This window comes from Janthinobacterium sp. SUN073 (assembly GCF_030397665.1).
In the GTDB taxonomy this organism is placed as follows: Bacteria; Pseudomonadota; Gammaproteobacteria; order Burkholderiales; family Burkholderiaceae_D; genus Janthinobacterium.
This window is the reverse complement of sequence record NZ_JAPUBT010000010.1, coordinates 70844-84685: the sequence shown is the minus strand read 5'-3', so window position 1 is coordinate 84685 and position 13842 is coordinate 70844. Positions and strand designations below refer to the sequence as shown.

At 64.2% G+C, this 13842-nt stretch carries 14 protein-coding genes; 11 read left to right on the top strand and 3 right to left on the bottom strand.

What is annotated here, in order from left to right:
• Positions 1-22 precede the first annotated feature (22 nt).
• Positions 23-1420, bottom strand: coding sequence for a GntP family permease (locus tag O0882_RS22730; protein WP_289951736.1), 1398 nt, complete (start codon positions 1418-1420; stop codon positions 23-25).
• Between the two features lie 317 nt (positions 1421-1737).
• On the opposite strand from O0882_RS22730, the gene O0882_RS22725 reads away from it, so the two are divergent.
• From O0882_RS22725 to O0882_RS22715, 3 genes are all read left to right on the top strand, one after another.
• Positions 1738-2919: a benzoate/H(+) symporter BenE family transporter gene (locus tag O0882_RS22725; RefSeq protein WP_289951931.1), complete on the top strand. Its 1182-nt coding sequence runs from the start codon at positions 1738-1740 to the stop codon at positions 2917-2919.
• Positions 2920-3015: 96 nt separating this feature from the next.
• Entirely contained in the window at positions 3016-4371 is a 1356-nt protein-coding gene (locus tag O0882_RS22720) for an MFS transporter (RefSeq protein ID WP_289951732.1), read from the top strand.
• 35 nt (positions 4372-4406) lie between these two features.
• Positions 4407-5492 carry a porin gene (locus tag O0882_RS22715; RefSeq protein ID WP_289951730.1) on the top strand — a complete coding sequence of 362 codons (1086 nt, stop codon included), beginning with the start codon at positions 4407-4409 and terminating at the stop codon, positions 5490-5492.
• 13 nt (positions 5493-5505) lie between these two features.
• On the opposite strand, the gene O0882_RS22710 is transcribed toward O0882_RS22715, so the two are convergent.
• Positions 5506-6420 (bottom strand): LysR family transcriptional regulator, encoded by a 915-nt coding sequence (locus O0882_RS22710; protein WP_289951728.1) that lies wholly within the window; start codon positions 6418-6420, stop codon positions 5506-5508.
• Positions 6421-6520: 100 nt separating this feature from the next.
• On the opposite strand from O0882_RS22710, the gene O0882_RS22705 reads away from it, so the two are divergent.
• The 8 genes from O0882_RS22705 to pcaD are packed head-to-tail and all read left to right on the top strand — an operon-like array spanning position 6521 to position 13390.
• Positions 6521-7630, top strand: a complete 1110-nt coding sequence (locus O0882_RS22705; RefSeq protein WP_289951726.1) for a muconate/chloromuconate family cycloisomerase — start codon at positions 6521-6523, stop codon at positions 7628-7630.
• A gap of 10 nt (positions 7631-7640) precedes the next feature.
• Complete coding sequence (gene catC / locus O0882_RS22700; protein WP_289951725.1) at positions 7641-7931, top strand: muconolactone Delta-isomerase; 291 nt, start codon at positions 7641-7643, stop codon at positions 7929-7931.
• A gap of 35 nt (positions 7932-7966) precedes the next feature.
• The gene (gene catA / locus O0882_RS22695; RefSeq protein WP_289951723.1) at positions 7967-8887 is read left to right on the top strand and encodes a catechol 1,2-dioxygenase; all 921 of its coding nucleotides are present in this window, start codon (positions 7967-7969) and stop codon (positions 8885-8887) included.
• A 10-nt stretch (positions 8888-8897) separates the two neighbouring features.
• The gene (benA, locus tag O0882_RS22690) at positions 8898-10274 is read left to right on the top strand and encodes a benzoate 1,2-dioxygenase large subunit (RefSeq protein ID WP_289951721.1); all 1377 of its coding nucleotides are present in this window, start codon (positions 8898-8900) and stop codon (positions 10272-10274) included.
• Positions 10271-10762, top strand: coding sequence for a benzoate 1,2-dioxygenase small subunit (benB, locus tag O0882_RS22685; protein WP_289951719.1), 492 nt, complete (start codon positions 10271-10273; stop codon positions 10760-10762). Before benA ends, benB begins: the two co-directional genes overlap by 4 nt.
• Positions 10763-10789: 27 nt before the next feature.
• Positions 10790-11809: a benzoate 1,2-dioxygenase electron transfer component BenC gene (gene benC / locus O0882_RS22680; protein ID WP_289951717.1), complete on the top strand. Its 1020-nt coding sequence runs from the start codon at positions 10790-10792 to the stop codon at positions 11807-11809.
• Between the two features lie 3 nt (positions 11810-11812).
• Complete coding sequence (locus O0882_RS22675; RefSeq protein WP_289951716.1) at positions 11813-12598, top strand: 1,6-dihydroxycyclohexa-2,4-diene-1-carboxylate dehydrogenase; 786 nt, start codon at positions 11813-11815, stop codon at positions 12596-12598.
• Positions 12599-12607: 9 nt separating this feature from the next.
• On the top strand, positions 12608-13390 hold the full coding sequence (gene pcaD / locus O0882_RS22670; protein ID WP_289951714.1) for a 3-oxoadipate enol-lactonase: 783 nt from the start codon (positions 12608-12610) through the stop codon (positions 13388-13390).
• 14 nt (positions 13391-13404) lie between these two features.
• On the opposite strand, the gene O0882_RS22665 is transcribed toward pcaD, so the two are convergent.
• Positions 13405-13788, bottom strand: a complete 384-nt coding sequence (locus O0882_RS22665; protein ID WP_289951712.1) for a hypothetical protein — start codon at positions 13786-13788, stop codon at positions 13405-13407.
• Between the last annotated feature and the right edge of the window lie 54 nt (positions 13789-13842).

Genomic DNA, 13842 nt, shown 5'->3' with positions numbered 1-13842 from the left:
CTGGAGCACTCAAACCGATGACTCACACCAGCCCGGTCAGATAGTATGTAGCAATCACCAAAAACACGACGCCGGTCTTGATCACGGTAATGCCGAAAATATCGCGGTAGGACTGCCGGTGCGTCAGTCCCGTCACGGCCAGCAGCGTGATGACGGCGCCGTTGTGCGGCAGGGTATCCATGCCGCCGCTGGCCATGGCCACCACGCGGTGCATCACTTCCAGCGGAATGTGGGCCTGGTGCGCGGCGGCGATGAAGCTGTCGGACATGGCGGCCAGCGCGATGCTCATGCCACCCGAGGCCGACCCCGTGATGCCGGCCAGGGCCGTCACCGAGACGGCCGCATTGACCAGCGGGTCGGGCACGCTGCGCAGCGTATTGCTGACGGCGATAAAACCGGGCAGCGCGGCAATGACGCCGCCGAAGCCATATTCGGAGGCCGTATTCATGGCCGCCAGCAAGGCGCCGCCGACGGCGGTTTTCGTGCCTTCGGCAAAGGAGTCCTTGATGCGCCGGAAGGCGGTGGCGCATACAAGTAAAATGCCCAGCAACAAGGCCCCTTCGACGGCCCAGATGCCGACCACGGCGCTGATCGAGGTGGTCACAGGCGCATGCAGGCCCGGCAGCTCATCGCTGGTGATGACGTGGCTGGCGCCATACCAGCGCGGTATCGCATGCGTCAGCAGGAAATTGGCCACGCCCACCAGCAATAGCGGCGCAAGCGACAGCAGCGGCGACGGCAGATTCGCCGGGTCGGCCGGCGCGACCGGCTCGGTATCGCCGCCATAGCCTTCGCCGCTGGCCATCACCGAACGCCGCCGCCATTCCAGGTAAGCCAGGCCAGTTGCCACCGTCAGCACGGCGCCGATGGTGCCCAGCCATGGCGCGGCCCAGCCCGTAGTCTGGAAAAAAGTGGTGGGAATGATGTTCTGGATCTGCGGCGTGCCGGGCAAGGTATCCATGGTGAAGGAGAAGGCACCGAGGGCGATGGCGCCCGGCATCAGGCGCTTGGGGATGTTGCTTTGGCGGTAAAGCTCGGCCGCAAACGGATACACGGCAAACACCACCACGAACAGCGACACGCCGCCATACGTCAGGGCGCCGCACACGGCGACGATCACGGCATTGGCGCGCGAGCGGCCGATGTAACGGATGGCGGCCACCACGATGGACTGGGAAAAGCCGGACAGTTCGATCAGCTTGCCGAACACGGCGCCCAGCAAAAATACAGGAAAGTAGAGCTTGATAAAGCCCACCATCTTTTCCATGAAGATGCCGCTGAACACAGGCGCCACTGCCGACGCGTCGGTCAGCAGCACCGCACCCAGCGCGGCCACGGGAGCAAACAGGATCACGCTGTAGCCACGGTAGGCGGCCAGCATGAGGAAGGCCAGGGCGGCCAGCACTATCAAAAAAGACATGTCGTTCGGACCTCTGTGGAAAATTTATCGTTCAACAACCATGCAAAAAGTATCATGGTTTGTACTGATTTCCTATTGGAAATATCAATTTCTCCGCAGGTGCAACGTCCCGGACATATTCCCCGCCCCGGCGAGACGCATACCTTTTAAGTATCGAATGGATACCCAATCGGTGTTGGACGCCACCGCACCAGTTATCTATTCTCTATATATCAGATAACAGCCAAGGTGATATCTTGCCGCACAGCATAAAACCACAGCAGCACGCAGCCGGCCTGCCGTCGGAACCGCGCGACAGCGGCCGGGCCGCCGGCGGGCTGCGTCTGGCTGACTGGTCCGTATCAGCCGTGGCCGCCGGATTCATGGCCGTGCTGGTGTCGTATGCGGGTCCGCTGGCGATTTTTTACCAGGCGGCCCAGGCGGCGCACATGAGCAATGCCATGTTTGCCTCCTGGGTCTGGGGCATTTCCGTCGGAGCGGGGCTGGCGGGTATTTTCCTCAGCTGGAAGCTGCGCATCCCCGTCATCACGGCCTGGTCGGCGCCCGGCACCGCACTCCTGATCACCCTGTTTCCCGCCATGCCGGTCAGCGAAGCGGTGGGCGCGTACTTGACGGCCGCGCTGATCCTGCTGGCCATCGGCGTGATGGGCCAGTTCGACCGTCTGATGGCGCTCATTCCCAAAGGCATTGCCAGCGGCATGATGGCCGGCATCTTGCTGCCATTTGGCCTGAATGCCTTCAAATCCATCGGCTCGCTGCCACTCCTCAGTTGCGGCATGATCGCCGCCTACCTGGTGTTCAAGCGCCTGCTGCCGCGCTATTGCATCGTGCTGCTGCTGCTCACCGGCGCGCTGCTGGCTTGGGCCGGCGGCCACACGCACTTTGGCGGCATCACGCTGGAGCTGGCCACGCCGCGCTTCATCGCGCCCACCTGGTCGTGGGCCGGCACCTTCAGCCTGGCGCTGCCGCTGGTGCTGACCACCCTGACCGGCCAGTACCTGCCAGGCATGGCCGTGCTGCGCGGGGCCGGCTATGACAGCCCGGTGCGCCCCATCCTCACGGCCAGCAGCCTGGCTTCGCTGGCCGTGGCCTGCGCGGGCGGGATCACGATCGCCATCGCCGCCATCACCGCGGCCATGTGCACGGGACGCGATGCGCATGACGATCCCGCGCGGCGCTACATCGCTGGCGTGGCCAACGGCCTGTTCTACCTGCTCGCCGGACTGTGCGGCGGCTCGCTGGTGATGCTGTTCGCCGCCCTGCCGCGCGAACTGGTGGCCACCCTGGCCGGCCTGGCACTGCTGGGCGCCATCACCGTCAACCTCGCCGGCATAGCGGCGGCCGAAGACCACCGCGAAGCGTCCGTCATCACCTTCCTTGCCACCGCCTCGGGCATGAGTTTCCTGGGCCTGGGCTCGGCCTTCTGGGGCATTTTGATCGGCATGCTGGCCTGCTGGCTCCTGCATGCCAGGCGGCGGCAGGCCGCGCCCCCCTCCTGACGCACATCCCGTACTTCATTTCACCACACCCGTGCGCCCATCCGGCCGCGCGGCTGGCCCGCCACAACCCACAACAACACCCAGGAGACTTGCATCATGCGACATATCGACGTACACGAATTATCCGACAAGGCCCGTTTCAACCGCTTCCACGCCGGGGTGCTGCTATGGTGCGCCCTCATCATCATCTGCGACGGCTATGACCTGGCCGTCGCCGGCATCGCCCTGCCCTCGATCATGAAGGACATGGGCGTGACGGCCCAAAACGCGGGCTTCATGGTCAGTTCCGCGCTGTTCGGCATGATGTTTGGCGCCATCTTCCTCGGCACCATCGCCGACCGCATCGGACGGCGCAAGGCGATTGCCATCTGCATCGCGCTGTTCAGCGTTTTCACGGCGGCGGCGGGTTTCACGCACGACCCGTACACCTTCAGCGCCATGCGCTTCCTGGCAGGACTGGGCATCGGCGGAGTGATGCCCAATGTGGTAGCGCAAATGACGGAATACTCGCCGAAGAAAATCCGCGCCACCATGGTCACCCTGATGTTCAGCGGCTATGCCGTGGGCGGCATGCTGGCGGCGTTGCTGGGCAAGGGACTGCTGGAAACCTATGGCTGGTCGTCCGTCTTCCTGGCCGCCGGCCTGCCCGTGCTGCTGATACCCGTGATCCTGAAAGCGCTGCCCGAATCGATGCCCTTCCTGATCCGCGAAAACCGCCTCGATGAACTCAAGCAGATCGTCGCGCGCATGGAGCCGTCGTATCGTCCCGATGCGGACGACCGCTTCGCCCTGCCCGCGCAGGACCGCGCCGAGGGAGCCCCCATCGGCAAGCTGTTTCAGGATGGGCGCGGCTTCAGCACCGCGATGTTCTGGATAGCCTTTTTCATGTGCCTGTTCATGGTCTATGCGCTCAGCTCCTGGCTCACCAAGCTGATGGCCAGCGCCGGCTACAGCCTCGGTTCGGCCCTGACCTTCGTGCTGGTGCTGAATTTCGGCGCCGTCATCGGCGCCGTCGGCGGCGGCTGGCTGGCGGACCGTTTCAACATCAAGTATGTGCTGATGGGCATGTACGCGCTGGCGGCCGTGTCGATTACCCTGCTTGGCTTCAAGGTGCCCACCGAACTGCTGTTCCTGCTGGTGGGCCTGGCAGGCGCCTCGACCATCGGCACGCAGATCGTCACCTATGCCTATGCGGGCCAGTTCTATCCGATGGCGATCCGTTCGACCGGCATCGGCTGGGCATCGGGCGTAGGTCGCAGCGGCGCCATCCTGGCGCCCATCGCCATCGGTACGCTGGTCGGCATGGCGCTGCCGCTGGAACAGAATTTCATGGCCATCGCCATCCCCGCGGCCATCGCCGTCATCGCCGTATCGCTCATACGCCATGGCCGTTCGGCCTCGGTGCAAGCGGCACCGGCGATGCCGCCACGCGCGCGCGCCGTTCAATCATAAGCACGACAACATTTACAACAACAACGGAGACCAGCATGAACAACACTATCGCCTGCGCGGCACTGATCGCAGCAGGATGCCTGAGCACGGGTGCACACGCCCAGCAAGTAACCATGTACGGTCTGCTTGACCTGGGCGTGGCCTACACCACCAATGCCAACGCCGCCGGCGACAGCATCGTCAAGATGCCGTCGCTGACGGCCTCGCTGCCCTCGCGCATCGGTTTTCGCGGCAGCGAAGACCTGGGGGGCGGCGCGCAAGCCATCTTCGCCCTGGAAACGGGCATCGGCGCCGACATGGGCACCATGGGCCAGGGCAACCGCCTGTTCGGCCGCGCCGCTTATGTCGGCCTGAAAAATGCGTACGGCCAGCTGATGCTGGGCCGGCAGGTAAACATGACTTTCCTCGCCACAGCCAGGTCGGACATCATCGGGCCCAACATCTTCAGCATCAGCAGCCTCGATCTGTACCTGCCCAATGCGCGCAGCGACAACGCCATTGGATACCTGGGCGTGTTCAAGGAATTGACGGTGGGCGCCACCTACAGCTTCGGGCGCGATGCATCTTCGACGGGCGGGCCGGCCGCCACCGGCTGCGCGGGGGAAGTGCCCGGCAATGCGCGCGCCTGCCGCCAGATGACGGGCATGCTGGCCTGGGATACCAGGACATGGGGCGCCTCGGCCTCGTACGACCAGCTGCGCGGCGGCCCCGGCGCGGCCAACGGCCTGGTGCGCGCAGCCGATACCGACCGGCGCATTTCGCTCAATGGCTACGCCGTGCTGGGACAAACCAAGATCGGCGGCGGCGCCATCGAGCGCCGCATCGATGCGGCCAGCGACAGCCGTCTGGGCCTGTATTACCTGGGCGCGTCCTACACCTTCGACGGCCCGTGGCAGCTTGACGGTCAGCTGTCGCGCCTGGACGTCAAGGACAGCTCGAAGGCATCCAACCTGGCGGTGCTGCGCGCCACCTATTACCTGTCCAAGCGCACGGCCGTCCACGCCTCTCTGGGCCGCATGCAGAACAAGGGCGGCGCCGCCATCGCCCTCGATGCCGGCGGTACCGTGGGCGCGGGGCTGAATCAGTCCGGCGTGCTGATGGGCGTGCGCCACGCGTTCTGAACCCGTTGCTTCATCAGAGCGTTTCCTTCACGTGCGGCAGCTTGCAGGCGTCGTAGATCTCATAGATCACGGCCAGCATGTTGGACAGTTCTTCCGAGCGGTCCATCAGCCGCACGCTGAAGATGATGGGCGAGATGGCTTGCCGGTCATCGATGGTGCGGTACACGACATCATTGCGTTTCATGCCCTGCAGGCTGTCGGGCACGATGGCGATGCCCTGGCCCGCGCCCACCAGGCCGATGGCGATCTGCAGCTCGCGCACCTCGATCACCTGCTGCGGCACGATCATGCGATCGCTGAAGGTGGCCAGCACCTGGTCGGCAAAACTGGGACGGGGCGCCTTCGGGTAAACGATGAGCGGGTCGTGCAGCAGGTCGTTCATCTTCAGCGGCCCCGTTTGCGCGGCGAGCCGGTGCCCCATGGGCAGCGCCACGATCAGCGGCTCTTCGCGCAGCACGATGCGGCGTATCGCGGCATCCTCGCGCTTGAGGCGGCCGAAGCCGACATCGATACGGCCTTCCTTCAATGCCTGCAGTTGCTCCATCGTGGTCATCTCGTGAAAGCTGATCTCCACCGCCTGATAGCGTTCGCGAAAGCGCCGCACGATCTCCGGCAGCAGGCCATACAGGGTAGAGGCGACAAAGCCGATCGACAAGGTGCGCTCGATCTTGCCCACGCGCTGGGTCATGGTCTTCAGGTCGGCAGCCTTGGACAGCAGCTCCTGCGCATGCGCATAAAAGAAGCGTCCCGCCTTGGTCAGCCGCAAGGGACGTGATCCCTTTTCGATCAGCTGCACTTCCAGCTCTTCTTCCAGCTGCTGGATCTGGCGGCTTAACGGCGGCTGGGCGATGTGCAGGCGCTCGGCGGCCCGCGTGAAATTCTTCTCTTCCGCGACGGCGACGAAATAACGCAGGTGACGCAGCTCCATATATACCTTTTAAGTATTGAAACCATACCAAAACAGTGTTGGACGTGGGGTGTGACGGGGAATATCGTACACATACCTGCTCACATTATACAAATTAAATATGATACTCAGCATAGAAACCATCCTCGCCGACGTGCCAACCATCCGCGCGCACAAGATGTCGGTAGCCACCATGAAGTCGCAAACGCTGGTGCTGGTGCGCGTACGCTGCGCCGACGGCATCGAGGGCTGGGGCGAAGCAACCACCATCGGTGGCCTGAACTATGGCGAAGAGAGCCCGGAAAGCATCAAGACGAATATCGACACGCATATCGCCCCTTTGCTGGTCGGCATGGAGGCGAGCGGTGTGGCCATGGCCATGGCGAAAGTGCGCAAGATCATCCAGGGCAACCGCTTTGCCAAATGCGCGATCGAGACAGCCTTGCTCGATGCGCAGGGCCAGCGCCTGGGTGTGCCGCTGAGCGAACTGCTGGGTGGCCGCGTGCGCGATGCGCTGCCTGTCGCCTGGACCCTGGCCAGCGGCGACACGGCGCAGGACATCGCCGAGGCGCAGCAGATGCTGAAACTGCGCCGCCACCGCATCTTCAAGCTGAAGATCGGCTCGCGCAGCGTGGCTGACGATGTCTCGCATGTGCTGGCCATCAAGCGCGCCCTGGGCGAAGCGGCCAGCGTGCGGGTCGACGTCAACCAGGCGTGGAGCGAGCTCGATGCCATGCGCGGCATCGCCGCACTGCAGGATGGCGGCGTGGACCTGATCGAACAACCGGTGCGCGCCGATAACACGGCCGCGCTGGGTCGCCTGGCCGCCCGTTTCGACGTCGCCATCATGGCCGACGAGGCGCTGCACGGCCCCGGCGACGCCTTCCGCCTGGCCTGCGCCGGCAGCGCCGACGTGTATGCCGTCAAGATTACCCAGTCGGGGGGGCTGATCCCCGCGCAGCAAGTGGCCACCGTGGCACAGCTGGCCGGCATCGGCCTGTATGGCGGCACCATGCTCGAAGGCAGTATCGGCACGGCGGCCAGCGCCCACCTGTGCGCCACCTTTGCCGACCTGTCGTGGGACACGGAGCTGTTCGGCCCCCTGTTGCTGACCGAGGAAATCCTGCGTGAGCCGCTGGTCTACCGCGACTTCATGCTGCAGGTGCCCACCGGTCCCGGCCTGGGCGTACAGATAGACACCGACAAACTGCGCCGCCTGGCGCGCCAATAAGGAGATTGCCATGCTGTTTCACGTGAGGATGGATGTAAGACTGCCGCCCAACATGCCGGCCGACCGGGCCGACGCGCTGAAGAAGGAAGAAAAGGCGCTGGCGCAGCGCCTGCAGGAACAGGGTCAGTGGCGCCATCTGTGGCGCATCGCCGGCCAGTATGCCAACGTCAGCATCTTCGACGTGGCCGGCAACGAGGAGCTGCACGCGTTGCTGCTGTCGCTGCCGCTGTACCCCTACATGCAGATCGAGGTGATGCCCCTGTGCCGGCACCCGTCGTCGGTCCGCGCAAACGATCTTTAACCGCCGCAGCATCATTCCCAACAGAGGAGACAAACATGACACACAATGACATCGATACCCTGGTAAAAAGCTGGATCGTCGACGCCGCCGACCGGCCGGCCCATCCACGCGTGCAGGCCATCGTCCTGCGCCTGGTGGGCGATCTGTGCAAGGCCATGGAAGACCTGGATATCCAGCCCGCCGAATTCTGGACTGGCCTCGATTTCCTGTCCAAGGCCGGCGCCTCGCACGAACTGGGCCTGCTGACACCGGGCCTGGGCCTGGAGCGCTTCATGGATATCCGCGCCGACGAAGCCGAGGCCAGGGCGGGCCTGAACGGCGGCACGCCGCGCACCATCGAAGGCCCGCTGTATGTCGCCGGCGCCCCCGCAAGCGAAGGCTTTGCCCGTCTTGACGACGGTAGCGAAAGCGCACAGGCTGAAGTGCTGTTCATGCAGGGTACCGTCTATGACCAGCAGGGCAAGCCGCTGCCGGGCGCCAAGGTCGAAGTCTGGCACGCCAACCTGATGGGCAATTACTCGTTCTTCGACCAAAGCCAGTCATCCTTCAATCTGCGCCGCACCATCTACGCCGACGCACAGGGACGCTATCAGTTCCGCAGCATCATGCCCAAGGGCTACGGCTGTCCGCCGGGCGGCAGCACGCAGCAACTGCTCGACCTGCTGGGCCGTCATGGCCAGCGCCCTGCCCACATCCACTTTTTCATCAGCGCCGACGGCCAGCGCCAGCTGACCACGCAGATCAACATCGATGGCGATGAATACCTGTGGGACGACTTCGCCTTCGCCAGCCGCGAAGGCCTGGTGCCGGCCGTGACGCGCATCAGCGACCCGGCAACCCTGGCCGCGAAAGACCTGCAGCAGCCGTTCGCCTCGATCGACTTCGACTTCCACCTGTATGCGGAAACGGCCACCGCGCCGACCTCGCAAATCGACCGCAGCCGCGCTGCTGCCTGAAGGTGATGCCATGATTCCCATCCATCCCTACCGGCCCGCCGTTGCGGCGGCGCCCGACCTGGACGCCCTGCTGGTCGAAGACCAGGCGAGCGGCGACCACCGCCTGCACCGCAGCGCCTTCACCGACGAAGCCCTGTTCGAACTCGAGATGAAGCACATCTTCGAGGGCAACTGGATCTACCTGGCGCATGAAAGCCAGATCGCCAACAACAACGACTACTACACCACGCATATCGGCCGCCAGCCTGTCTTCATCGCGCGCAACCGGCAAGGTGAGCTGAACGCCTTCATCAACGCCTGCAGCCATCGCGGCGCGCAGCTGTGCCGCCACAAGCGGGGCAACAAGGCCACCTATACATGCCCGTTCCACGGCTGGACCTTCAACAACAGCGGCAAGCTGCTGAAGGTAAAGGACCCGGAGAACGCGGGCTATCCGGAATGCTTTAACAAGGAAGGTTCGCACGACCTGAAAAAAGTCGCGCGCTTCGCCAACTACAAGGGCTTCCTGTTCGGCAGCCTGAACGACGATGTGGCGCCGCTCGAAGAATTCCTCGGCGAGGCTGGCAAGATCATCGACATGATCGTCAACCAGTCGCCGGACGGCCTGGAAGTGCTGCGCGGCGCCTCCACCTATACCTTTGAAGGCAACTGGAAGCTGCAGGCGGAAAATGGTGCGGATGGCTATCACGTCTCGGCCGTGCATTGGAACTATGCGGCCACCACCAACCGCCGCAAGGAGCAGCTGGCGCAGCGCGAAGACAAGATCCGCGCCATGGACGCGGGCAACTGGGGCCGCCAGGGCGGCGGCTTCTATGCCTTCAAGCAAGGCCACATGCTGCTGTGGACGCAGTGGGCCAATCCGCAGGATCGGCCGAATTTCTCGCGCCATGCCGACTATGCGCGCCAGTTCGGCAAGCCGACGGCGGACTGGATGATCAGCCGTTCGCGCAATCTGTGCCTGTACCCGAACGTCTACCTGATGGACCAGTTCGGCTCACAAATCCGTTTGCTGCGCCCGATCTCCGTCGACAAGACGGAAGTAACGATCTACTGCATTGCGCCGAAGGGCGAGGACGACGAAGCGCGTGCGCAGCGCATCCGCCAGTACGAAGACTTCTTCAACGTCAGCGGCATGGCCACGCCGGACGACCTGGAAGAATTCCGCGCCTGCCAGCAAGGCTATGCGGGCAGCGCCATGCCGTGGAACGACATGTGCCGCGGCGCCACGCACTGGATCGCCGGCCCCGACGCGGCGGCGCAGGAAATCGGCCTGGAGCCGCTGATGAGCGGTGCGCGCACCGAGGATGAGGGTCTGTACACGGTGCAGCACCGCTACTGGCTCGACGTCATGAAACAGGCGCTGGCGGCCGAAGGAGAACAGCCATGAGCACCATTGCGCAGCACGACATCGCCAGCTTCCTGTACCGCGAAAGCCGTCTGCTGGACGACGAACAATGGGATGACTGGCTCGCGTGCTATCACCCGGATGCACAGTTCTGGATGCCGGCCTGGGATGATGACGACACCCTGGTCACCGATCCGCAGCGCGAGATTTCGCTGATCTTCTACCCGATCCGCCAGGGCCTGGAAGACCGTGTCTTCCGCATCAAGACCGAGCGTTCCAGCGCCACCATGCCCGACACGCGCACCAGCCATAACATCGCCAACATCGAGCTGGAAAGCCAGGACGGCGCCATCTGTACGGTGCGCTTCAACTGGCATACGCTGAGCCATCGCTACAAGCGCGACTACAGCTACTTCGGCATGTCGCGCTACGTCATCGATTTTTCCGGCGCACAGCCGCTGATCCTGAACAAATATGTCGTCCTGAAAAACGATTACATCAACCAGGTCATCGACGTGTACCACATTTAACAAGCTTCACCAGCAAGGAGACCGACGATGAGCCATAACATCGCCCTGCAATTCGAAGACGGGATCACCCGCTTCATTTCATGTAACGACAATGAAAAGCTGTCCGATGCGGCTTATCGCCAGAAAATCAACATCCCGCTCGATTGCCGCGATGGCGCTTGCGGCACCTGCCGGGGGCACTGCGAGTCCGGCAGCTACGACCTGCCCGCGTCGAGCTATATCGAGGATGCGCTGACGCCGGAAGAAGCGGCGCAAGGCCATATCCTGGCTTGCCAGATGCGTCCCACATCCGACTGCGTGGTGAAGATCCCGGCCACCTCCGCCGCCTGCAAGACGGCCGTGGCCAGCCACGCCGGCACCGTGGCATCGGTACGGCATCTGTCGCCATCGACGATTGCGTTTGCCATCGATCTGGCCGATCCTGCCGCGCTCGGCTTCCTGCCGGGCCAGTACGTCAACGTGGCCATTCCGGGTACCAGCCTGACGCGCTCGTACTCCTTCAGCTCTGCCCCGGGCGCGGCACAGGCGCAGTTCGTGGCGCGCAATGTCCCTGGCGGGCAGATGAGCGGCTACCTGAGCGACGCGGCCCAGCCGGGCGCCGCGGCCAGCTTCGCCGGCCCCTATGGCAGCTTCTACCTGCGGCCCCTGCAGCGCCCTGTCCTGCTGCTGGCGGGCGGCACCGGCATCGCGCCATTTTTGTCGATGCTGGGCGCACTCTCCGCGCACGGCTTTTCCCAGCCGGTGCGCATGGTCTACGCCGTCACCAACGAACACGACCTGGTGGAGCTGGAACAGCTTGCCCGCATCGCCTGCGCGCATCCGCAGTTTTCCTATATCACTTGCGTGGCGGCAGCCGATAGCGCGCATGCGCGCAAGGGCTATGCGACGGCCCACGTGGAACCGGCATGGATGAACGGCGGCAATGTCGATGTGTACCTGTGCGGCCCTGTCGCCATGGTCGATGCGGTGCGCAACTGGCTCAATGAGACGGGCGTGACGCCCGCCAACTTCTACTACGAGAAATTCTCGGCAAGCAGCGGAGCATGAAAAATGAGTGATCGTCAACGATTTTCCGACAAGGTCGTGCTGGTAACGGGCGCGGCGCAGGGCATAGGCCGCGGCGTCGCGCTGCGCGCCGCGCGCGAAGGCGCGCAGCTGGTGCTGGCCGACCGCGCCGACCTGATCGAACAAGTGGCCGCCGAAGCGATTGCCCTGGGCGCGCGCGTCAGCGTCTGCAAGGCCGACCTGGAACACTATGCGGGTGCGCGCCAGCTGGCCGAACTGGCCATGGCCGATTTCGGCCGCATCGACGTGCTGATCAACAATGTGGGTGGCACCATCTGGGCACAGCCTTTCGAGGTCTACCGGGAAGAACAGATCGAAGCGGAAATCCGCCGCTCGCTGTTTCCCACCCTCTGGTGCTGCCGCGCGGTGCTGCCGGCCATGCTGGAACAGGGCGGCGGCGCCATCGTCAATGTCTCGTCGATCGCCACGCGCAGCATCTACCGCGTGCCGTACGCGGCGGCCAAGGGTGGCGTGAATGCGCTGACGGCCAGCCTGGCGCTGGAAAACGCGGAACACGGCATCCGCGTCAATGCCGTCGCCACGGGCGGCACGGAAGCGCCGCCGCGCGCGATCCCGCGCAACAGCACACCCCTCAATGAACAGGAACTACGCTGGTACCAGGGCATCGTCGACCAGACCATCGCCAGCAGTGCCATGCACCGCTATGGCAGCATCGATGAACAAGTGGGCGCGATCCTGTTTCTCGCCTCGGATGAAGCGTCGTACATCACGGGCAGCGTGCTGCCTGTCGGTGGCGGCGATCAGGGATAAGGGATGCACATGCCAATCGCAGACATCAATGGACTATCACTGCATTACCGCAGCGAAGGCGATCCGCACAAACCCTGCGTAGTGCTGTCGAACTCACTGGGGACGGACCTGTCCATGTGGGATGCGCAAGCCGAAGCACTGGCGCCACACTTCCACGTGCTGCGCTATGACACGCGTGGACATGGCGCCTCGGCCAGTCCGCCAGGACCGTATAGCGTGCAGATGCTGGCACAAGATGTCCTCGCCCTGCTCGACCACCTGCATATCGGACAAGCGCATTTCTGCGGCTTGTCGATGGGCGGAGTGACGGGCCAATGGCTGGGCATCCATGCGCCGCAGCGCCTGCGCAAGCTGGTGCTGGCCAATACAGCGGGCAAGGTAGGCACACAGGAAGGGTGGAATAGCCGTGCGCGCGCCGTGCGCCAGGAGGGACTCGACGCCATCGCGGACGGCGCGGCTGGACGCTGGTTCAGCCCGGGATTCATCGCCGCGCGCCCGGCCACCATCGCCGCCATGCTCGACAAGCTGCGCCGCCAGGATCCGCAAGGCTACGCCAGCTGCTGCGACGCACTGGCCGAGGCCGACCTGCGCGGCGCCATCCAGGACATCGCCGCGCCCACGCTGATCATCGCCGGCACGCTCGATCCCGTCACCACCATCGCCGATGCCTTGCTGATGCAGCAGACCATCTTCCATGCGGAATTGGCCACTGTCGATGCGTCGCATCTGTCGAATATCGAAGCGGACCTCGCATTTACGGGACTGCTGCTCGATTTCCTGCGTGCCGACTGACGGCGTGCAGCACCTTACGCCGCGTCGGCCAGCAGTTCCGGCCGCAGCGCGCGGATGCGCAGCTCCGTGAAATAGCCGCCCGCCTCGTTGTAGCGCAGGTAGTGGCGACCGCAGTTCAGGCAGCGCGCCACCTGGCTCAGGTTGGCGGGATAGTAACGGGGCGCGATGGGCGCATCGATGCTGTCATAGCGCGTGCCGTGCGGGTGGTATTCGGCAAACGTCGGTTCCTCGTACGGGTCTTCGCGCAGGGTACCGATTTCTTCAAACCGATCCAGCTCCAGCGAGGTGGGCAGCCGTTGCCAGGAGTCCAGCGGGACGGCGCAGCAGCTGCATTTTTTTGTCACCAGGGCCGACGCGGCGGCCAGTGTGGACAAGGCGGGAAAGTCGATGAATATCATGCGTCAACCAGTACAAGGGTGCGGCCCATGGCAACGAGCCTGGCCGCGCCCCTT